This window comes from Paenibacillus diazotrophicus (genome assembly GCF_042610465.1).
On sequence record NZ_JBGJZN010000018.1, the window covers coordinates 1 to 18,043 of the forward strand.

Sequence of the window (18,043 nt, forward strand, 5' to 3'; positions counted from 1 at the left end):
CCGGGGCTTCCGGCCCGGGCGGCGGCTGCGCTGCGGCGCTGCAGCAGGCCGCGGAGCGTGTCCGCGCCAAGCGGCGCGACCTCTTCGGCCAGCAGCTTGAAGCCCTCATCCTCCTGCTGCACCTTGGCGCGCAGGGCCAGCAGGGCGCCCTTCACGATCAGGGCGCGGCTGCGTTTCCAGACCTCAGGGAAGAGTACGACCTCGCAGCGCTCGATCTGGTCTTCCCATTCCACAAAGGCCATCGCCTTACCGGCCTTCGTGGTGATTTCCTTGACGGAAACGACCATGCCCGCTGTCACGGTCTGGCTCTCATCCGCCGCTTCGCCCAAGTCCATGAGCCGCTGCATGCCCGGCTCCTCAAGCAGCTCCGCAGCATCGTCCAATGGGTGCCCGGACAGGTAGAGCCCGAGCAGCTCCCGCTCCAGCTCCAGCTGCTGGGTAACCGTGAAGCTGGGAATATCCGGGTAGCGGATCTCCCAGTTCGGTGTCTCAATCAGATCGTCGAAGAGCTGAATCTGAAGCTCGTCGCGTTCCTTGCGCCACTTCAGCGCGGCATCCACTGTCTCGTCCAGCATCGCAAGCAGCTGGGCACGGTGGCCTGGGAGCTGGTCGAACGCTCCAGCCTGCAGCAGAGACTCCACCACCCGCTTATTACAGACACGAAGATCCACCCGGCGGCAGAAGTCGAGCAGGCTGTCGAACGGCCGCTCCTTGCGGACCTCCATAATATTCTCCACGGCCAGCGTACCGACATTCTTGACGGCTGCCAGTCCGAAGCGGATATGCCCTGGACCTTCGCCCGGAACGGGAGTGAACAGGACTCTGCTCTCGTTAACATCCGGAGGCAGCACTCCGATCCCGCTGCGGCGGCATTCCAGCACATACTCCGCTACCTTGCGGTGGGTTCCCATCACCGCCGTCAGCATGGCAGCCATGAACTGGACGGGATAGTGGGCCTTGAGATAGGCCGTCTGAAAAGCCAGCACGCCATACGCCGCCGCATGGGCGCGCGGGAAGCCGTAGTTGGCAAATCGTACAATCATGTCGTAGACGGCATTGGCATCCTCCTCGGAGTAGCCTTGCCGAAGGCTGCCTTGCACGAAGTGGCCGCGCTCCTTGTCGAGCGTCTCCCGCTTCTTCTTGGAGACCGCCCGGCGCAGCAGATCCGCTTCACCAAGCGAGAATCCCGCCATCAGCGAGGCGATCTGCATGATCTGCTCCTGATAGACGATGATGCCGTACGTATCATCGAGGATCTGCTTCAGATCGGCATGCGGATACTCCACTTCGATCTGGCCATGCTTGCCGGCGATATATTTAGGGATGAACTCCATCGGACCCGGGCGGTACAATGCCACCACCGATACGATGTCCTCGAAGCCAGTAGGCTTCATATCCTTAAGTACACGCCGTACACCTGCAGATTCCATCTGGAACACACCAGTGGTTTCGCCTGCGCTGAGCATCTCATAGGTTAGGGGGTCATCATCCGGAATGATGCCAAAATCAGGAGCACTGCCAGTCATTTCTGCAATCCAATTCATGCTGCGCTCAATAATGGAAAGTGTGCGCAGACCCAGAAAATCCATTTTCAGCAGACCCACACTCTCCAGATGCTCCATGGAATACTGCGTGAGCGCTGTACTCTCATTACCGGCCTGCAGAGGTACTGCATCGGTCAGCGGACCCTTGGAGATCACGACTCCTGCCGCATGGGTTGACGCATGCCGGGGCATGCCCTCTACCTTCATTGCCATGTCAAGCAAGCCTTTGATCTTCGGATTGCTGTCATAGAGGGCCTTCAGCTCGGGAGCCCCCTCCAGTGCCCGGATGATGCTGATTCCGAGCTGTCCCGGAATCAGCTTTGCTGCTTTGTCCACATCGTTATAGGGCAGATTAAGTGCTCTTCCCACGTCCCGTACAGCTGCTCTGGCAGCCATCGTACCAAAGGTGATAATCTGTGCGACATGCTCTTTGCCGTATTTATTCACTACATAAGCGATAACCTCATCACGGCGCTCGTCGCTGAAGTCAATATCAATATCCGGCATCGTAATCCGCTCGGGATTCAGAAACCGCTCGAAGAGCAGGTTGTACTTCAGCGGGTCCACATCGGTAATCCGCAGACAGTAGGCGGTCAGGCTGCCTGCGGAAGAACCTCTGCCCGGACCTGTAACAATCCCGCCCCGGTGACAGAAGGCGATGAAGTCCCAGACGATCAGAAAATAATCGCTGAACCCCATCTTCTCAATAACGCCCAGCTCATAATTCAGCCGCTTCCCGGCCGCATCCTTCTCCTCGGGTGAAGACCAGCGCGGTGTATCCGCATAGCGGGCTTCCAGCCCGCTCCAGCAGAGCTCACGGAGATAGGCGGCAGCATCCAGGCCTTCCGGCAGCGGAGAATAGGCAGGCAGGATATGCTCGCCGAAGGTCAGCTCCAGATTGCACTTTTCAGCGATAATCAGTGTGTTCGCCAGCGCCTGCGGCACATGCGGGAACAGAGCAGCCATTTGCTCACCGCTCTTGAGGAACAGCTGGTCGGTTCCAATCTTCAGACGCTCCTCGTCATCAACCGTCTTCCCAGTGCCGATGCAGATCAGCACATCCTGGACCTCGGCGTCCTCTTTGGCCAGATAATGGACATCATTCGTAGCTACCAGCTCGATACCGCATTCGGCGGCGAGTGCAATCAGCTTAGGATTGACCCGCTTTTGCTCGGGAATCCCATGATCCTGCAGTTCCAGATAGAAATCCCCGCCAAAAATCTCCTTGTACCGAAGCGCCGCTTTACGTGCCTCTTCTTCACGTCCATGCAGCAGATGCTGCGGCACCTCGCCGCCGAGACAGGCACTTAAGCAGATGATACCCTCGGCATGGGCGGCAAGGGATTCCATATCAATACGCGGCTTATAGTGCTGGCCCTCCAGATGGCCGATGGACACGAGCCGCATTAGATTTTTGTACCCGGTCTCATTCTTCGCGAGCAGGATCAGATGGTAAATCGGCTGATCCTTGCGACTGCCCCGCTCACGGCGCGAACCTGCGGTCAAATAGGCTTCACAGCCGATGATCGGCTGGATTCCGTTTTCTTTGCACGCTTTATAAAAGGGGATGGCCCCATACATCACTCCATGATCCGTAAGCGCCAGCGATTTCATGCCGTATTCGCCGGCCCGGCGCACCAGATCTGTAATGCGTGCCGCCCCGTCCAGTAGACTGTACTCGCTGTGCACATGCAAATGCACGAAAGGGCTCATATCCCCACTTCCCTTCAGGTTCCAGAATCAAAACATAAGATGAAACTATTTTATCATATTCAAGGGGGAGCCGCCCATAGAATGAAGAAAGAGCACAAGGACAGGCTGAGGGAAGTGCTGCCTGGTTCAGAAAGGGGCCTTGTATGAACATTTTTTTGAGTAAAGCTGTCCTCGATTTTTTTATTGCTTTCGGAATCGTCCTGGGAGGGGCCATGCTGGGCGGTATGGGTGCCGTAGTCTCACTCCAGCCCCCGACACAGACCATGCTGGACGTGGCCGACCGGATTAAGATTTGGGCACTTGCCGCTGCCGTCGGCGGAACCATCGACCCGATGCGGGTGATTGAGAGCAACATGCTGGGCGGCAATCTCTCCCCTGCTATCAAGCAAATTCTTTATTTAGTCTTCGCCTTTCTAGGCGCTCATATGGGCAGCGAGCTGGTCAAATGGGTGTGCGGCAAGGGGTGAGCGGACCATGAGGGTTCCTCCCTTCCAGCGCTACCGCCGCTTTTCGCAGATTTCCGCCATCTTTGTACTGGGAATGGTTGTGGGAAGTGTCATGTATAACGCCATTTTTCATATGGGCTATAATGTGCTCTGGCTGAATAATAAAGATTTGCGCGATCAGGTAGAGCAGTACCGCAAGGATATCAAGACGCTCAAGAAATACAACAACACCTCCACCGTAATCCGGGAAATAAAGCTACGTACGGAAGACAGCACGGTGCAGGAAGGCGCTGCCGCTATCGATCCCGTCACCGCGAAGGAAATTATCAGCAAATTGAGTACAGACCTGGAGCCGATGCGCGGGCGCAGCATGTTCGATATCGATACCGACGGCAAGCTGGCCCGGCTACTTTTGGACGGTAAAATCTACATCGTACGAGAGAAGGAATATGCTGTCCGAATCCGTACTATGCTCGTCATGGAGGGGGTGCTGCAAATCTGGGTTGAAATCAGCCCTTTTAGACGCAGCTGAGGACAATCATGGTACAATAGTTGGCAAAACACGGCTTTTACCACCTTGGCCACAAAGGAGCTGCCTGTCCATGATTCTGTTCATCAAATATGTGCTGTTCATTCTAATGATGGTCTGTATGATTGGTGCCGCCGTCTACAGTTTCTATTCCCGCAGAGCGCAAGACCCGCTGGAAAAAGGCGTCAAACGCTCCATTATGAACATTCTGCTGGGTGCCATGCTCGTATCGCTCTCCCTGATCTGCATGTTTGTGTTCCGCGGCTCCACGGTCAATGTAATTATCGAGGCATTGTTTCTGCTGATCGGGGCTTTCAACATCTTCTCTGGACTGCGCAGCTATGGATTCTACAAAGCTTGAATAATGAAGAAGATATGCAGGAGGTAACACTGTGAAATTCGATGGATCCCACAGCGGTCTGGCCGCATTACCGGACTTAGGACATTGCTTAAGTGAAGTAACTGATCTGAATCTCTATGACAATAGGTTCAGCAGCATTCCCAATGAGATTTTACTGATGCACAATCTGGAAATCTTGAATCTTTCAGTCAATAAGCTGCAGAGCATTCCACCTGAGATCCAAACACTCTGCAAGGTCAAAATGATTGATTTTGGCCATAACCAGATCGAATCGGTTCCAGCGGAAATTGGAAAGCTGGCACAGCTGGAGGATTACCTCTATCTCCATAACAATCGTCTCCATTCCATCCCTCCTGAAATCGGACAGCTGGAAAAGTTGAAGTATTTGAATCTCAGCGATAATTCACTTGCGGAATTGCCGGCTGAGCTTGGCGGTCTTACCAAAATGGTCGAACTGCGGATTATGAATAATCAACTAACTGCCTTACCCGAAGCATGCGGGAAACTTATCAGCCTTAGGGAACTGCATCTGAAGAACAACTGTCTCTCCGTGCTCCCGGAGATATTCGGCGGACTGCCGCTTCTACGGGTTATGGATGCTGAAAATAATCAGCTGCTTCATGTGCCGGAATCATTAAGCGAATGTACCAGACTGCGGAGGCTGAATCTGCGAAATAACCGGCTTTCCGTGCTCCCTGAGCAAATCGGACGGCTGACGAATCTATTAGAGCTAGATTTGAGGAGCAATCATCTCCTGGAAATCCCCGAGTCCTTGCTGGAAATCAAGGGACTGGAACGTTTGGACCTGCGCTGGAATCATGAATTGACCCTTCCGGGCTGGCTGCCGAGGCTAGAGGACAATGGCTGTATCGTATATTTGTAATTGGATGTACCGCAAAAAGACTATCTCCGGCCTTCGTAGGCGCGCGTGATAGTCTTTTTGACCTGTATCGGAAGGGTTGAAGTTCTCGCAGAACCCTCCTCGTCAGCCGTGGTCAATCGATTGCAGCAGCAGTACCGCCTTGGCAACCAGTGTATCCATATGGCTAATTTCGATTTCGATTTTGCAGGTCCGGCGGCTGATCTCCAGCAGCTTCGGCATCACCATAATGGAGTGTTCAATCTGAACCGGACGGATGAAATAGGTGGACATGTTATCCAGTACATAATCATTGCCGGTAATATCCTTGGCCGCCTTGAAGGCGGATAGCGTCATCAGTGTTGACAATACACCTTCAGAGATGGTACCCAAGTCTGTTGCCATCTGCGGGGTAATAAAGCCGTGGAAGAATAGCTTTCCCTCCTCATCCCGCTCCTCGGCAAAACCATTCCAGATCAGATGATCAAATGTTTCCCCTAGCTGGGGCTGATTGCTGACGTCCCGCAGGCTCTGCAGCACCTCTCTGCGGGTCAGCGAGCCTACCAGCTTGCGATTGCGGTCAACGATTGGCAGGAAATCAATGCCCTCCCACATCATAATCTGGGCTGCGGATGCCAGTGAGGTCTGAAGCCCGGCTGTAATCGGACTGCGAACCATGGCTTTCTCTATACTCTGTCCCTCGGCAAGCTCTTCTACATCGCGGCGGCCCACGATTCCAATGACCCGGTTCCATTCATCCGTTACCGGGAATCGCTGCTCCCCGCTGTCTAAGGACAGTTGACGGAGCTCGCTGACCGTGCTGGATATTTTGAGTGTGTTCAGGCGCGGCTTGTTGTCCACGATATCTTCAACCAGCATAATTTTCTTCTTGATCAACCGGTCAAAAATCGCCCGGTTAATCATGGACGCCACAGTAAACGTATCATGGCGCGAGGAGATTACCGGCAGATCCAATTCATCCGCCTGCGCCTTAACTTCACGGCTTGTCCCGAAGCCCCCTGTCACAAGCACCGCCGCCCCCTGCTCCAGCGCAAGCGAATGCACATCCTCACGGTTCCCGACGATCAGGAGGCTGTCCGCATCAATATAGCGGATCATTGCATCCACCTTCATAGCGCCAATAACATATTTATGCAGATGTTTGTTCAATCCATCTGCTCCGCCCAGCACATGGCCTTCTACGATATCTACCACATCACCGAAGGTCAGCTGATCGGAGATATTACGGGGTTTCTTCTCTACACGGACTGTACCGATCCGCTCCTTGGTAATGACGATGCCTAGATTCTCGGCTTCTTTCACCGCACGGTATGCCGTCCCCTCACTGACACCCATTTCCCTTGCCAGCTTGCGGACAGAGATTTTGGTTCCAACCTTCAGGCTTTCGATGTGCTGCAGCAGTTGTTCATGTTTGGTTATGTTATCAATTTGACCCTCCAACTGTTACACCCCCATGCTCCGATCTGTACTACTCTGTACCCATTATACACGCTTGGAATGCAGGAGTACAACCGCTTTGGCGGGGCATTTTGATGACATGGATTCTCTCCTTCATTCTCAGAGATTCCAGACCAAAAATCCCCCGATCCCGCTGGTATAGCGGACTCAGAGGATGAATAAAGTGTATGTAGCCGATGCTCAGGATCTTTGCGACACTCTGGCGGGTTCATCTGTCCACTTGCCCTGCCACTGATCCAGCTTATGCTTGCGGACGGCCTCCAGCCGTTTGTGCTTCTCTTCATCCACGCCGATAATGAAATGCAGATGTGACGCAATCACCAGGAAGGCAAAAATGCACCAGACCACACCGAAGCCAAGCACCCAGCCGGGGCCGTTCTGAAAAGACAGCTGCGGAAGCGCGTAGAGCAGCATCGCCAGTGCCGCCAGCATGTAGATGACATGCTTGAATTTGTTTCTTTTTTTCATTGAAGACCGCTCCTTCTCTCTCAAGGTTGTTCAATTGAATCTATATCTCTACTCTATGAACCCGCTGGCTGAATTATGAGACAAGTTATAAAAAAAGCTGCGAGGATGTGGTTTTGCATATGGCATGGTCCTACAGGTTATGAGATGATGAATGCATTCCAGGGAGGGATTTCCATTGAACAACGCATTTAACTATTCTGAGTACATTATCCGCAAAAAAGTATTTTCCATCATGGGAGCCAAACTGCATATTTACAACAATTCGGAGGAGCTAGTGCTATATTCGCAAATGAAGGCATTTAAGCTGAAAGAGGACATTGCCCTCTACACCGATGAGAGTATGGCACAGGAATTGCTCCGCATCAAGGCGCGTAATGTGATCGATTTCAGTGCCACCTACGATGTGCATGATTCGGAGACTGGCGAACATCTCGGTGCACTGCGCCGCAAAGGTCTCAAGTCGATTGTGAAGGATGAATGGGTTCTGCTGGACAACAATGATACCGAAATCGGATTGATCAAGGAAGACAGCACATTTATGGCGCTGCTGCGGCGTTTCATTACACTGATTCCGCAGAAATACAACATCGAGCTCAGAGACGTCACCATCCCTGCCTTCCGGCAGAACTTCAATCCTTTTGTCACCAAAATCATCGCGGACTTCTCCGAGGACCGCAAAGGTCTGCTTGACCGCCGTCTTGCTCTGGCTGCAGGGATTCTGCTCTGCGCGATAGAAGGCAAACAGGATTAGTCTGTTCCTGCGGAAGACTGTATCCGGAAAGTCGCTATGTGTGAAACGGCTGCTCATAGGATTGAAGCCAGCGCCGAATCATATGATTGTAAGTTATCTCAACCAAACAGGGGTCGTTCCTCCAGCCGTATTGGCTGTTGGAACGACCCCTGTTTGTACACTATGCAGCTTGTATTGTGCAGGCTTACGGGCTACTGTGCCCCGCCGTACATTTGGGACAAGCTGTCTGTAATGATTTTGTTCACATCCTCTATAACCACGCTGAGACGCCGTTCCGCATCGAACAATCTCCGGATGCCCAGATTCAGGTTCAACACCTCGAACAGCTTCTCCATCTTCTCCATTTCCTCCTGGGGAGGCATCTCTCCGCTCATCATCCGCTGCTGGAGCTCAATCTGGCTCTGACGGAAATTATCAAGCATATGCTTGCTCTCCTGATCTGCTTCAATCACCTTCATTGCACTTGTGATATCGGCTACCTCGCTGCTGTCTTTGATGGCACGCGCCAATTCATGCGCCTTGTCGATTACGTTCATTGTTGTTTCCTCCTAAAGTTTTATGAGCATACAGAATAGGTCAATCACCAAGGGTCAGATGTCTCCATATGATGAATGATATGCAACCCTTAAGATTCAATAGCCGGCATCATGCTGCCTACCGGAAGGAGATCCACGATGTCTAAGTTCAAGATCCCGGTCCACACGGTCCACTCGGGCATCCTGCAGGAAAACGCTATAATGCTTGGCGACAAATCCATGAAAAAGCTCAAAATACCGGTGCATGGTTCCATCCAGCTCACCTTCGGCTCATTCCGGCAGGAGGTCACGGTTATTCCGGTTCCCAAATCCGACAGCTTGCGTATCAGCGAAGCAATGGCCCGCCGGCTCGGACTCAGACAGCGGCTTACGCTCAATGTCTCCTACAGCCCGGGAAGCCGTACCTTGCGCCTCGGGCCGATCATCGGAGTGCTGGTGAGCCGCGATCACCCCGATCACCCTGACCGGCTGTTCGGTCCGATTACCATGTTCTGCCGGGAGCTGACCCATGCCTGCCATGCACAAGGCGCCTATGTATATTTCTTTACCCCGGAAGCGCTGGAACCGCGCAGCCCTTCCATTGAGGGCTGGGTATACGATGAGGGCTGGCGGAAGCTAAGTCTTCCTGTTGCCGATGTGATCAACAATCGGCTTACGACGCGAAAGGTAGAGAACAAACCTAGCGTACAGCATTTTCTGGCTGATGTAAAATCCCGCTATGGCACACATTTTTTCAATGAAAAATTTCTTGACAAGACTGAAGTATTTGAAGCGTTGGCGCAAGATGCCGCGCTGCAGAGGTATTTGCCGGAATCCCATGCCCTGAAAGGTTTTGCGGTGTTAAAGAAAATGTGCGGCACCTACAGCAGTGTGTTCCTCAAACCGGTCCGCGGCAGTCTCGGCAAAGGCATTCTGAGAATTTCCAAGGAAGAGGGCGGCGGCTACCAGCTGTTGTCCACCACACCGCTGGGTACACGCAAACAAAGTTATCCCAGCCTGACCAAGCTGTTCCAGTCCGTCACCCCCAAGATGAAAACGACGCGTTATCAGATTCAGCAAGGTTTGCCTCTATTGGAGCTCGGGCGGCGGCCTGTAGATTTCCGGGCTCTTGTGCAAAAGAATGGCACAGGCAAATGGGGCGTCACCTCCATTGTCGCCCGTACAGCCGGGAGCAATCATTTTGTCTCCAATCTGGCACGCGGCGGAACACTTAGCACAGTACGGGAAGCTATTTCGAAGAGCAACCTGCCCTCTGGTGTGAAGGAAAGCTCACAGGCTCAGCTGCCCAGGGCGGCACTGGCTATCGCAAGAGGTGTAGAAACCTATATTCCTGCACATTTCGGTGAACTGGGCATTGACCTCGCCCTCGACCAGTCTGGACGAATATGGCTTTTGGAGGTCAATTCCAAACCGTCCAAGAACGACAACACCCCGCTGAACGATCAGAAGATCCGCCCGTCTGTGAAGCAGATGATTCTATACTGCCGCTATCTGGCCGGATTATAAGGAGGACATCATGATGGAGACAGCACTGGGGTTCCTGGGTATTATGACTGGACGAAGCCATGGGAATCCCCCTATCGCAGAACCGGAGTTCTGCACCCAGTTATGCCGGGCAGCCCCCTTGTACGATCTCCAGATCATCGTGTTCCACCCGTATGGTGTAAGCAGTGACGGCCAAACCATCAGCGGATATACCTTGGAAGATGGAGAATGGAAAACTGTCAGCACCTCTGCACCGGATATCCTGTACAACCGTTGTCTGATCACTAATCCGCAGGAAAAAAGAGCAGTTACCTCTGCCTTGTCTGCCCTTTCCGGCTCCATCCCCTGGTCCCGCGGACTTCCGGATAAGTGGGGAGTCTATGAAATTCTCCGGCGCAGCCGCAGGGTTGCCGGGTTTCTGCCCGAAACCCGGCTCTACAAGAACACCGGGGATCTTGGAACCGTGCTTGCGGAAAGAGAACAGGGTGTGTTTCTGAAGCCCCGGGCTGGTTCTCATGGTAAACGTACGCTTCATGCTGTAAGACTCCCCCGCAGCCAAGGCGGAGGAATTAGCCTGCGCGGAAGGAACGGGGCAAACCTTCCTTTTCAACATGTGTTCGGCTCACTTGATGAGGGTCTGGACTGGGTCCAGGAATTCATCGGCTCGCGCCGCTATATTATTCAGCCTTACCTGCAGCTTACGAGCAGAGCAGGCCAGCCGTTCGATGTGCGCGTGCTTATGCAAAAGAACGGGCACGGCGTCTGGATGCTGACTGGCATGGCTGTTCGGCTGGGCAGCCGCGATTCACTGACTTCGAACCTGCACGGCGGAGGGACCGCAGTCGTTCCGCTGCCGTTCCTGCTTGCAGAATACGGAAAGTCCGGAGAAGAGCTGCTTCAGGAGCTGGCCGGAGCAGCAGCTCTTCTGCCTCCCTTACTGGAGGAGACCTGCGGCAGACTTGGAGAGCTGGGTCTCGACTTCGGCCTGGATCCTGCCGGCAGAATCTATCTGCTAGAAGCCAATTCCAAACCAGGGCGCACGGTGTTCCGGCTGACGGGTGACCGCCGGGCTGCTAGGCTCGCCGCCGAGAACCCGCTGCGCTATACCAGGCATCTGCTTCGTACTTCATCGGCGGACACCCGCGTGTTCGCTGCTGGACCGCTCCATTATTAACGGGAGAATGAAATCAATGGTTCCTAAGGAGGATTCATAAATGGGTCTCACTTTTTGCAATGTTCATTTTACCAAGCAGCCCCAAAGAGTAGTCTACGTCTCGGGTGAACTGATGAGAAGTCTGAAACTGACCGGCAAGAAAAACATCCGCCTGCGGCTGGGCAAGGATGCGATTCCGGCGATGATTAAACCGATCAAACGTGCGGGTAAACATCTTTTTCTCGCCTCAGGTGTGAAGAGTGCAATCAAAATCCCGAATTCCGGCGGTGTCTATCTGCGAAATCTGCAGAATGATGAAGTTCAGCTTGGACCGCTTGTCGGCGTGTTGTCCGACGGTCCGGCATCTTCTTCGGCGCAGCCCTTCGGTTCCCGTACCGGCTTCATCAAGCAGCTGCTGCGGGAAGGAAGTAACAAATGCTATATCTTCGCGTTCATGCCGCGGGACATCGATTGGCAGCAGGAGCAGGTCAATGGCTATTTCCTGAATGCCAGCGGTAAATTCGAGCGCAAGCTGGTCCCGCTTCCGGATGTTGTCTACAACCGGCTCCCCAGCCGCAGAGCTGAGACTTCTCCCTACATTAACCAGCTCCGCGAACGTTTTGGACGTAAAAAGATTCCCTATTTCAACTGGAGTTTTTTCAATAAATCAGATATTTACCGGCTGCTGGAGAATGACAGTGCGGCGAGCCGCTTCGTACCCGAGACACACAGCAACCCAAGTCCGGAACAGATGAAGGATATGCTTGACCGCCATCATTTCGTATACTACAAACCTTCAGCAGGCAGCCTGGGGCACGGCATTTACCGGCTGACCTACCTGCCCAAGAAGGGCTACTTCGCCCGCTATCGGAAAAGCGGCAAGAACGTGCTTCTTCGCTTCGCCAGCTTCGAAAGCCTGATGCGGATGCTGCGGGGCCGGCACGGCCAACACCTGCAAAGCTATGTGGTACAGCAAGGTATCCGGCTGATTGAAATTGACAGCTGCCCGATAGACTTCCGTTTTCATATGCACAAAAACGGAAGCAATCAGTGGGTTGTCGTCGGGATCGGCGCCAAAAAAGCCGGCCGTGGCAGTGTTACTACCCATCTCAAGAATGGCGGCGCCCTGCTCACTCCGCAGCAGGCTCTGGGCCGTGTCTTCGGGGCCAGAGCAGACGAAGTGCTGCAGCGGGCCAAAGCAACGGCTGTCAAGCTTGCCGAATCTCTGGAGATCCAGCACCGGCATCTGCTCGGTGAAATCGGTTTTGACCTTGGCATCGACCAGGATGAGGATATCTGGATGTTCGAGGCAAATGCCAAACCGGGACGCTCGATCTTCCGCCATCCTTCCCTGCGCGCTGAGGGCAAAGCTTCCATCGAGCATATCCTGGAGCACTGTCTATACCTCAGCAAATTCCGCAGGAGGGATGAGTTGTGAACAGCCGAATTCCCGACCCCGGCAAACCTGTAATCGCCATTCTGACGACCAGCGACAGGCTGCGGCAGTTCCGCGGGAACCGCGAAAACTTCCGTGATATTATCCGCACCGGCAAGGAAATGGGATATTTGGTCTATGTCGTCACTGTCCGCGATCTGAAGCTGGATGAGCGGGTGGTGAACGGCTTCGTCCCCTCCGCCAGCGGCAAGATCTGGTACGGTACCCCCATGCCGCTGCCGCAGGTGATCTATAGCCGCATCCCCACCCGGGAAGATGAGGAAAAAGCGCCTGTCGCCCGCAAAATAGCAGAATGTCTGGAGCATCCTGACATCCACCTTTACAATCCTAATTTCTTCAATAAATGGAGTCTGTTTGAATGGCTGAAGGAATCACGGGCCACCTCCAAACATGTGCCCAAAACAAGACGTCTGCGCAGTGCAAATACACTGGTTGCGATGCTGAGGAATCATGAAAGCCTCTATCTCAAACCCGAGAACGGGAAAGCCGGCAAAGGGATCATGCGTCTCAAGTACCGCCTGGACTCCAGCCTCCCTTACCGACTGCAAATCCAGAGCGGCAAAAAAAACGTGACCTATAAAGCGGCTTCGCTAGAACGTCTCTGGGCACGGATCGGCAAAGAGAAAGGTGACTCCCGCTATATTGTGCAGCAGGCGATTGAGCTTGCTGCACATCGCGGCCGCCCTTTTGATCTGCGTGTGCTGCTTCAAAAGAACGGCAAAGGAGCCTGGGCGATAACTGGAATCGGCGCACGGCTGGCAGGAGCTCGGAGCATAACGACCCATGTGCCGCGCGGGGGCAGTATTGAAGAACCTGCCAGCATGCTGGAGGGCACCTTCGGTGCAGAGCGGTCGGCAGCCATTTTGAAGAGTGTCCCTACAACCGCGCTGCTGATCGCCCGGCAAATCGAACGTGCATCGGAAACCATGCTTGGCGAGATGTCCATGGACCTGGGTGTGGATCAGGAAGGCGGACTGTGGTTCTTCGAGGCCAACTCCCGTCCGATGAAATTCGATGAGCCTGCCATCCGGAAGCTGTCACTGGAACGCATCTTTCACTATGGCCAGCATCTGTCCCGTCATAGCAAACAGCCAAGAATTCCACTATAAGGAAGTGACACACCATGCAGATATCTTCCATCTACGACAGTGACCCGAAGCAGTGGCACATCAGGCTGGCGGGTCTGCTGGAGTTCTTAAGAGAGCACGGTGATCGTCGGCTCACACTTCGCGGATGCAAAGTGCTGGCGCGGCTTACACCGGAGCATCTGGCGCAGCCTGGTGTATCTTTGCTCGTGGCCACCGTGCGCGGCCAGAACGGACGACAGCTTGCCGGTGTCAGCTTCGTGTCCGGCTTCGGCAAGGACGCCTGCCTTGTCGCCGTCCATCCCTTGTACCGGAACCGCCGTACCGGGACAGCGCTGCTGTCCGCACAGCTTGAACGCCTTGGAAGTCTAGAATGTGCCGTAGCGTGCGATAATACGGCAAGCCTGAAGATGTGCTTCAATTCAGGATTTGTGGCAGTCGCATTAACCGAGGGCCCTACCGGCAAACCCACACTGCTGCTGCGTTCACCACTTCACCCGGGCAGTCCGTCCACAATACTTCCACAAGAAGGTGAACTCCTGTGCCAGAACCCGTCTTAGGCATCCTTACGCTCTATCTGAACGAAGCCAAACAGCTTGAAGAGAAAAGCGTCTATCGGAGGATGATTATTGAAGGCAGCCGGATTGGCCTGGATGTCTTTGTATTTACCCCCGCCGATGTGAATGTCAGCAAAGAACAGATCCACGCCCTTGTCTACGATGTGAAAAGCGGAACCTGGTCGCGCAAATGGCGCTCCTTTCCGAATATGATCTATGACCGCTGCCGGATTCAGCGCAGCCAGCGCTTTCAGCAGCTGCTGCGCTTCCGCGCGCGGTACAGCCACTTGACCTTTCTGAACCGCCCGCTGCGCAATAAATGGACGGTGCATCAGACCTTTTCGCAGCGGAGCCGCTTCCGGAAGCATATGCCGGAAACGTTGCTATACCAGTCCTCCGCTGACCTCCACCGGATGCTGAAATTCAGTCCTGTTGTCTATGTCAAACCGATCAACGGCACCGGCGGACGCGGCATCCTGCGGATCGAACGTCAGGGCCAAGGTAAATCCCTCTACGATATCCAGGGACGCCGACAGAGCCGGCAGATTATCGCCCCCCGGAAGGTTTCACTTGCCCGCCTGGATTCTATTGTGCGGCAATGGTGCCTCGGTGGACGCTTTCTGGTGCAGCAGGGCATCCCGCTGCGCCTGCCAAGCGGACGTTACCACGACTACCGCATGCTTGTGCAAAAGAACGGCCACGGTGCCTGGGAGCTGACCGGCATGGCCGGCCGGGTGGGCGCCGCCCGCAGCGTCACCTCGAACCTGCATGGCGGCGGTCACGCCATCCGTGCCGAGATTCTGCTAAAGCAATGGCTCGGGAGTGAAGACAAAGCTGACAAAGCGGTGAAGACCGCAGAGAAGCTGGGTCTCGACGCTGCAGCCTATCTGGAGGAGAGCTTCGGCGCCCTCTGCGAACTGGCGCTGGATCTCGCCATTGACCGCGAGGGCCGAATCTACGTACTGGAGGTCAATCCCAAGCCTGCCCGCGAGGTCTTCGCACGCTCCGGCGACAGCGGAACTTACCGCAAAGCGCTGGTCCGCCCGCTGGAGTATGCTATGTGGGTGTATAAGAACAAGAACACGCCGAGTTCGGTGAAGAAGGTTGAGGAATAGAACAAAGTAAGATGAAGGTAACAGAGAAGATCAAAATGACCAATAAACCACAATCCATTAGGCAAGTGGTTTATTGGTCATTTAATTTTCAATATTACAGTAAAGATAATAAGTTATTTTGTTATTGTGAATATAACCCCCGCCCAAATGAAGCACAATATTCAACATTGATAACCAAATTCCCAGTCCTGCAAAGGCACTAAATATGAGGGATGCTATGATTTCCTCCAAGCTTTTATGTTCTCTGAAGTTCTTAAAATTCAGAAATAAATGGTAGTACTAATTGACAAACAACCGCCCCTTCTCAAGTCTGCAGAAGGAGCGGTTGTTTTGTAGATTGCGCTATTAAGCCTAATATCTATATAAGGGTGAAGACGCCGGGAGAAGCCAACTTTGTTCCATGATAATTTGGGGCAGCCCCCTTCTCATCTCGGTCCATTCTGAACTGATAATCATCCGTTCCGTTGTGCCAACAGTTTTAGCAGGACCGTCACCGCTTCAGCTCTTGTCGCAGAGTCTTGTGGGGCAAACTCATTATCCCCTCTCCCTTGTACGATTCCCGCTCGCTTCACGAATTCTACGCTGGCTTTCGCCCACGCCGGAATATTCTTATCGTCAGCGAAGCTGGTGGTCCGCTTGACTTCGGCAGACTTACCCAGGGCTTTAGCGAGGATGACTGCCATTTCGGCACGGGTTATTTCCGCATTCGGATGGAAACCGCCGTCTCCATAGCCAGTAATAATGCCTGCTTGCACCGCCTGTGCAATTGCTGTCTTCGCCCATACTCCGATTGTGTCTGTATCTATGAAATTTAGATCCACTGCTGCTCCTTGCGGTTTCAGCACATTCATCAGCATCACTGCGAATTCCGCACGGGTTACCGTTTGATTCGGTTGGAACGTTCCGTCTGTGTAACCTTTAACCATTCCCATGCTCACCGCTTGCTGAATACTGGCCTCTGCCCAGTGCCCAGCGATATCACTGAAGTTCATTACCGTGGTTGTGTCCGTTACGGGTTCTGTGACTGGCAATCCCGTCACTTCGTCTACACTGAGCACAGCGTATTTCCCGAAATGATTCACTTCTACCATGATGTGATTCCCTTCGATCTTGCCTCCTGTTACTTCAACCCAGGCTTTCTTTACTTCGTCATAATAGAACACTGCTGCCTTTTGGTTACTTTTCACAAGGGTTGGATCGAACGTAAGGTTCAACGTTACCGGTTTGTTGAAGTCCTCCGAGAAGTTTTTGGTAATCTCGTATACAGGGCTGAGCAGAATCTCGTTATTCGTGAACAGAACTTGAGGGCCCAGCACCTTTTCGATGGTTAATATCAGTTCTTTAGATGCCGCTCCAGCGGGTATAGAGATCTTAACGGTGTCCTCGAAGCTAACCTCGCCCGCTTGGTTTACGGGAAGCGTTAAAGTACCATTCGTGCTGGTAACGATGATGTTGGTGGGTAACGTGAAGGTACTGCCGGAGCCCGTATGGCTACCAGTGTCGGTATCAGTGCTAATAGGTGCTGTCGCCGGAAATTCGGCGGTCACAATACCTGAGTCCGCTGCATTCGTTGTGGTTGCCCCACCTACGGTGAAGAAATTAGCAGGCACTCCCGTTAAGGTATATCCTGGTTTGGGCGTGATTGTGATCGTCGCCGCGTAAGCTGTTCCTGGAACAAATAACGTCGTCGCTGGCGACCAGCTAACCGTTGCGGTATATTCTGGCGAATATGTTACCGTTGTTACTGGCGTTGCCCCGGTTACTGGGGCTGTTACACCAGCTATCCCTGCTGTTGCAATGGGGACGATTGTCACGGGTACTTCTGTGACAGGCGCCGCTGCTGTCGCCGGAAATTCGGCGGTTACAATGCCTGAATCAGCCGTATTCGTGGTGATTGCTCCGGCTACGGAGAAGAAATATGCAGGCACTCCCGTTAAGGTATACCCTGCTTTTGGAGTGATTGTAATTGTCGCGGTATAGGCTGTTTCTGGAGCAAATAGCGTCGCCACTGGCGACCAGCTAACCGTCGCGGAATATTCTGACGAATACGTTACGGCAGTGACTGGCGTTGCCCCAGCTACCGGTGCGGTTACTCCCGCTATTGATCCTGTTGCGATAGGTATAGCCGCCGTTGCCGGGAATACCGCGGTCACAACCCCCGAATCCGCTGCATTGGTTGTTGTTGCTCCGGATACGGTGAAGAAGTCTTTAACCACTCCTGCTAAAGTATAACCCGGCTTTGGTGTAAGGCTAATCGTTGCCGTGTAGCTGGCTGCTCCAGCAAAGGTTGCATCTGCCGGAGACCATGCTATTGAGGCTGTATACTCTGCTGTGTCCGCTATCGATGTTTTCGGCGTTGCTCCTGCAACCGGTGCTATTACTCCCGCTATTGCTCCTGTTGCGATAGGTATAGCGGCCGTTGCCGGGAATACCGCAGTCACAACCCCCGAATCTGCTGCATTCGTTGTTGTTGCTCCAGCTACGGTGAAGAAGTCTTTCGCCACTC

Annotated in this window: 16 protein-coding genes; 11 read left to right on the plus strand and 5 right to left on the minus strand. The window is 53.6% G+C overall.

All coding sequences use genetic code 11. The features are described from left to right. Positions 1–3,257: DNA polymerase III subunit alpha (locus ACAN54_RS29755; protein ID WP_379164423.1), on the minus strand; the 3,257-nt coding region annotated here is incomplete at its 3' end. 143 nt (positions 3,258–3,400) lie between these two features. Between ACAN54_RS29755 and ACAN54_RS29760 the strand changes: the two genes are divergently transcribed. The 4 genes from ACAN54_RS29760 to ACAN54_RS29775 all read left to right on the plus strand — a co-directional run bounded on the left by ACAN54_RS29760 (position 3,401) and on the right by ACAN54_RS29775 (position 5,476). Next, positions 3,401–3,724, plus strand: a complete 324-nt coding sequence (locus tag ACAN54_RS29760; RefSeq protein WP_379164426.1) for a YtrH family sporulation protein — start codon at positions 3,401–3,403, stop codon at positions 3,722–3,724. Between the two features lie 7 nt (positions 3,725–3,731). Then, on the plus strand, positions 3,732–4,235 hold the full coding sequence (locus ACAN54_RS29765; protein WP_379164429.1) for a sporulation membrane protein YtrI: 504 nt from the start codon (positions 3,732–3,734) through the stop codon (positions 4,233–4,235). A gap of 70 nt (positions 4,236–4,305) precedes the next feature. Beyond that, positions 4,306–4,593, plus strand: coding sequence for a YtpI family protein (locus ACAN54_RS29770; protein ID WP_379164432.1), 288 nt, complete (start codon positions 4,306–4,308; stop codon positions 4,591–4,593). A 31-nt stretch (positions 4,594–4,624) separates the two neighbouring features. Next, positions 4,625–5,476, plus strand: a complete 852-nt coding sequence (locus tag ACAN54_RS29775; protein ID WP_379164435.1) for a leucine-rich repeat domain-containing protein — start codon at positions 4,625–4,627, stop codon at positions 5,474–5,476. A 102-nt stretch (positions 5,477–5,578) separates the two neighbouring features. Here the strand turns inward: ACAN54_RS29775 and ACAN54_RS29780 are convergent, their stop codons facing one another. Together ACAN54_RS29780 and ACAN54_RS29785 are read right to left on the minus strand one after the other, a co-directional pair. Beyond that, on the minus strand, positions 5,579–6,913 hold the full coding sequence (locus ACAN54_RS29780; RefSeq protein ID WP_379164438.1) for a DRTGG domain-containing protein: 1,335 nt from the start codon (positions 6,911–6,913) through the stop codon (positions 5,579–5,581). A gap of 198 nt (positions 6,914–7,111) precedes the next feature. Then, a complete protein-coding gene (locus tag ACAN54_RS29785) occupies positions 7,112–7,399 on the minus strand; it encodes a hypothetical protein (RefSeq protein ID WP_379164441.1) in 288 nt (95 codons plus the stop codon). Positions 7,400–7,574: 175 nt separating this feature from the next. Between ACAN54_RS29785 and ACAN54_RS29790 the strand changes: the two genes are divergently transcribed. Further along, the gene (locus ACAN54_RS29790; RefSeq protein WP_379164444.1) at positions 7,575–8,150 is read left to right on the plus strand and encodes an LURP-one-related family protein; all 576 of its coding nucleotides are present in this window, start codon (positions 7,575–7,577) and stop codon (positions 8,148–8,150) included. Positions 8,151–8,341: 191 nt separating this feature from the next. Here the strand turns inward: ACAN54_RS29790 and ACAN54_RS29795 are convergent, their stop codons facing one another. Further along, the gene (locus tag ACAN54_RS29795; RefSeq protein WP_379164447.1) at positions 8,342–8,686 is read right to left on the minus strand and encodes a YlbF family regulator; all 345 of its coding nucleotides are present in this window, start codon (positions 8,684–8,686) and stop codon (positions 8,342–8,344) included. Positions 8,687–8,824: 138 nt separating this feature from the next. On the opposite strand from ACAN54_RS29795, the gene ACAN54_RS29800 reads away from it, so the two are divergent. The 6 genes from ACAN54_RS29800 to ACAN54_RS29825 are packed head-to-tail and all read left to right on the plus strand — an operon-like array spanning position 8,825 to position 15,537. After that, complete coding sequence (locus ACAN54_RS29800) at positions 8,825–10,192, plus strand: YheC/YheD family endospore coat-associated protein (RefSeq protein ID WP_379164450.1); 1,368 nt, start codon at positions 8,825–8,827, stop codon at positions 10,190–10,192. 13 nt (positions 10,193–10,205) lie between these two features. Continuing rightward, positions 10,206–11,345 (plus strand): YheC/YheD family endospore coat-associated protein, encoded by a 1,140-nt coding sequence (locus ACAN54_RS29805; RefSeq protein WP_379164453.1) that lies wholly within the window; start codon positions 10,206–10,208, stop codon positions 11,343–11,345. Between the two features lie 40 nt (positions 11,346–11,385). Then, positions 11,386–12,762, plus strand: coding sequence for a YheC/YheD family endospore coat-associated protein (locus ACAN54_RS29810; RefSeq protein ID WP_379164456.1), 1,377 nt, complete (start codon positions 11,386–11,388; stop codon positions 12,760–12,762). Beyond that, positions 12,759–13,889 carry a YheC/YheD family endospore coat-associated protein gene (locus tag ACAN54_RS29815; protein ID WP_379164459.1) on the plus strand — a complete coding sequence of 377 codons (1,131 nt, stop codon included), beginning with the start codon at positions 12,759–12,761 and terminating at the stop codon, positions 13,887–13,889. The genes ACAN54_RS29810 and ACAN54_RS29815 overlap by 4 nt, the downstream gene beginning before the upstream one ends. 14 nt (positions 13,890–13,903) lie before the next feature. Further along, positions 13,904–14,425 carry an N-acetyltransferase gene (locus tag ACAN54_RS29820; protein WP_379164461.1) on the plus strand — a complete coding sequence of 174 codons (522 nt, stop codon included), beginning with the start codon at positions 13,904–13,906 and terminating at the stop codon, positions 14,423–14,425. Continuing rightward, positions 14,407–15,537, plus strand: coding sequence for a YheC/YheD family endospore coat-associated protein (locus ACAN54_RS29825; RefSeq protein WP_379164464.1), 1,131 nt, complete (start codon positions 14,407–14,409; stop codon positions 15,535–15,537). Before ACAN54_RS29820 ends, ACAN54_RS29825 begins: the two co-directional genes overlap by 19 nt. A 452-nt stretch (positions 15,538–15,989) precedes the next feature. Here the strand turns inward: ACAN54_RS29825 and ACAN54_RS29830 are convergent. Further along, positions 15,990–18,043 (minus strand): S-layer homology domain-containing protein (locus tag ACAN54_RS29830; RefSeq protein ID WP_379164467.1); only part of this gene is annotated, 2,054 nt, incomplete at its 5' end.

Excerpts from the sequence above, each read along its gene's own strand:
- ACAN54_RS29760 (WP_379164426.1), top strand. The coding sequence starts at position 3,401 with ATGAACATTTTTTTGAGTAAAGCTGTCCTCGATTTTTTTATTGCTTTC.
- ACAN54_RS29820 (WP_379164461.1), top strand. The coding sequence starts at position 13,904 with ATGCAGATATCTTCCATCTACGACAGTGACCCGAAGCAGTGGCACATC.
- ACAN54_RS29805 (WP_379164453.1), top strand. The coding sequence starts at position 10,206 with ATGGAGACAGCACTGGGGTTCCTGGGTATTATGACTGGACGAAGCCAT.
- ACAN54_RS29765 (WP_379164429.1), top strand. The coding sequence starts at position 3,732 with ATGAGGGTTCCTCCCTTCCAGCGCTACCGCCGCTTTTCGCAGATTTCC.
- ACAN54_RS29770 (WP_379164432.1), top strand. The coding sequence starts at position 4,306 with ATGATTCTGTTCATCAAATATGTGCTGTTCATTCTAATGATGGTCTGT.
- ACAN54_RS29800 (WP_379164450.1), top strand. The coding sequence starts at position 8,825 with ATGTCTAAGTTCAAGATCCCGGTCCACACGGTCCACTCGGGCATCCTG.
- ACAN54_RS29785 (WP_379164441.1), bottom strand. The coding sequence starts at position 7,399 with ATGAAAAAAAGAAACAAATTCAAGCATGTCATCTACATGCTGGCGGCA.
- ACAN54_RS29795 (WP_379164447.1), bottom strand. The coding sequence starts at position 8,686 with ATGAACGTAATCGACAAGGCGCATGAATTGGCGCGTGCCATCAAAGAC.
- ACAN54_RS29810 (WP_379164456.1), top strand. The coding sequence starts at position 11,386 with ATGGGTCTCACTTTTTGCAATGTTCATTTTACCAAGCAGCCCCAAAGA.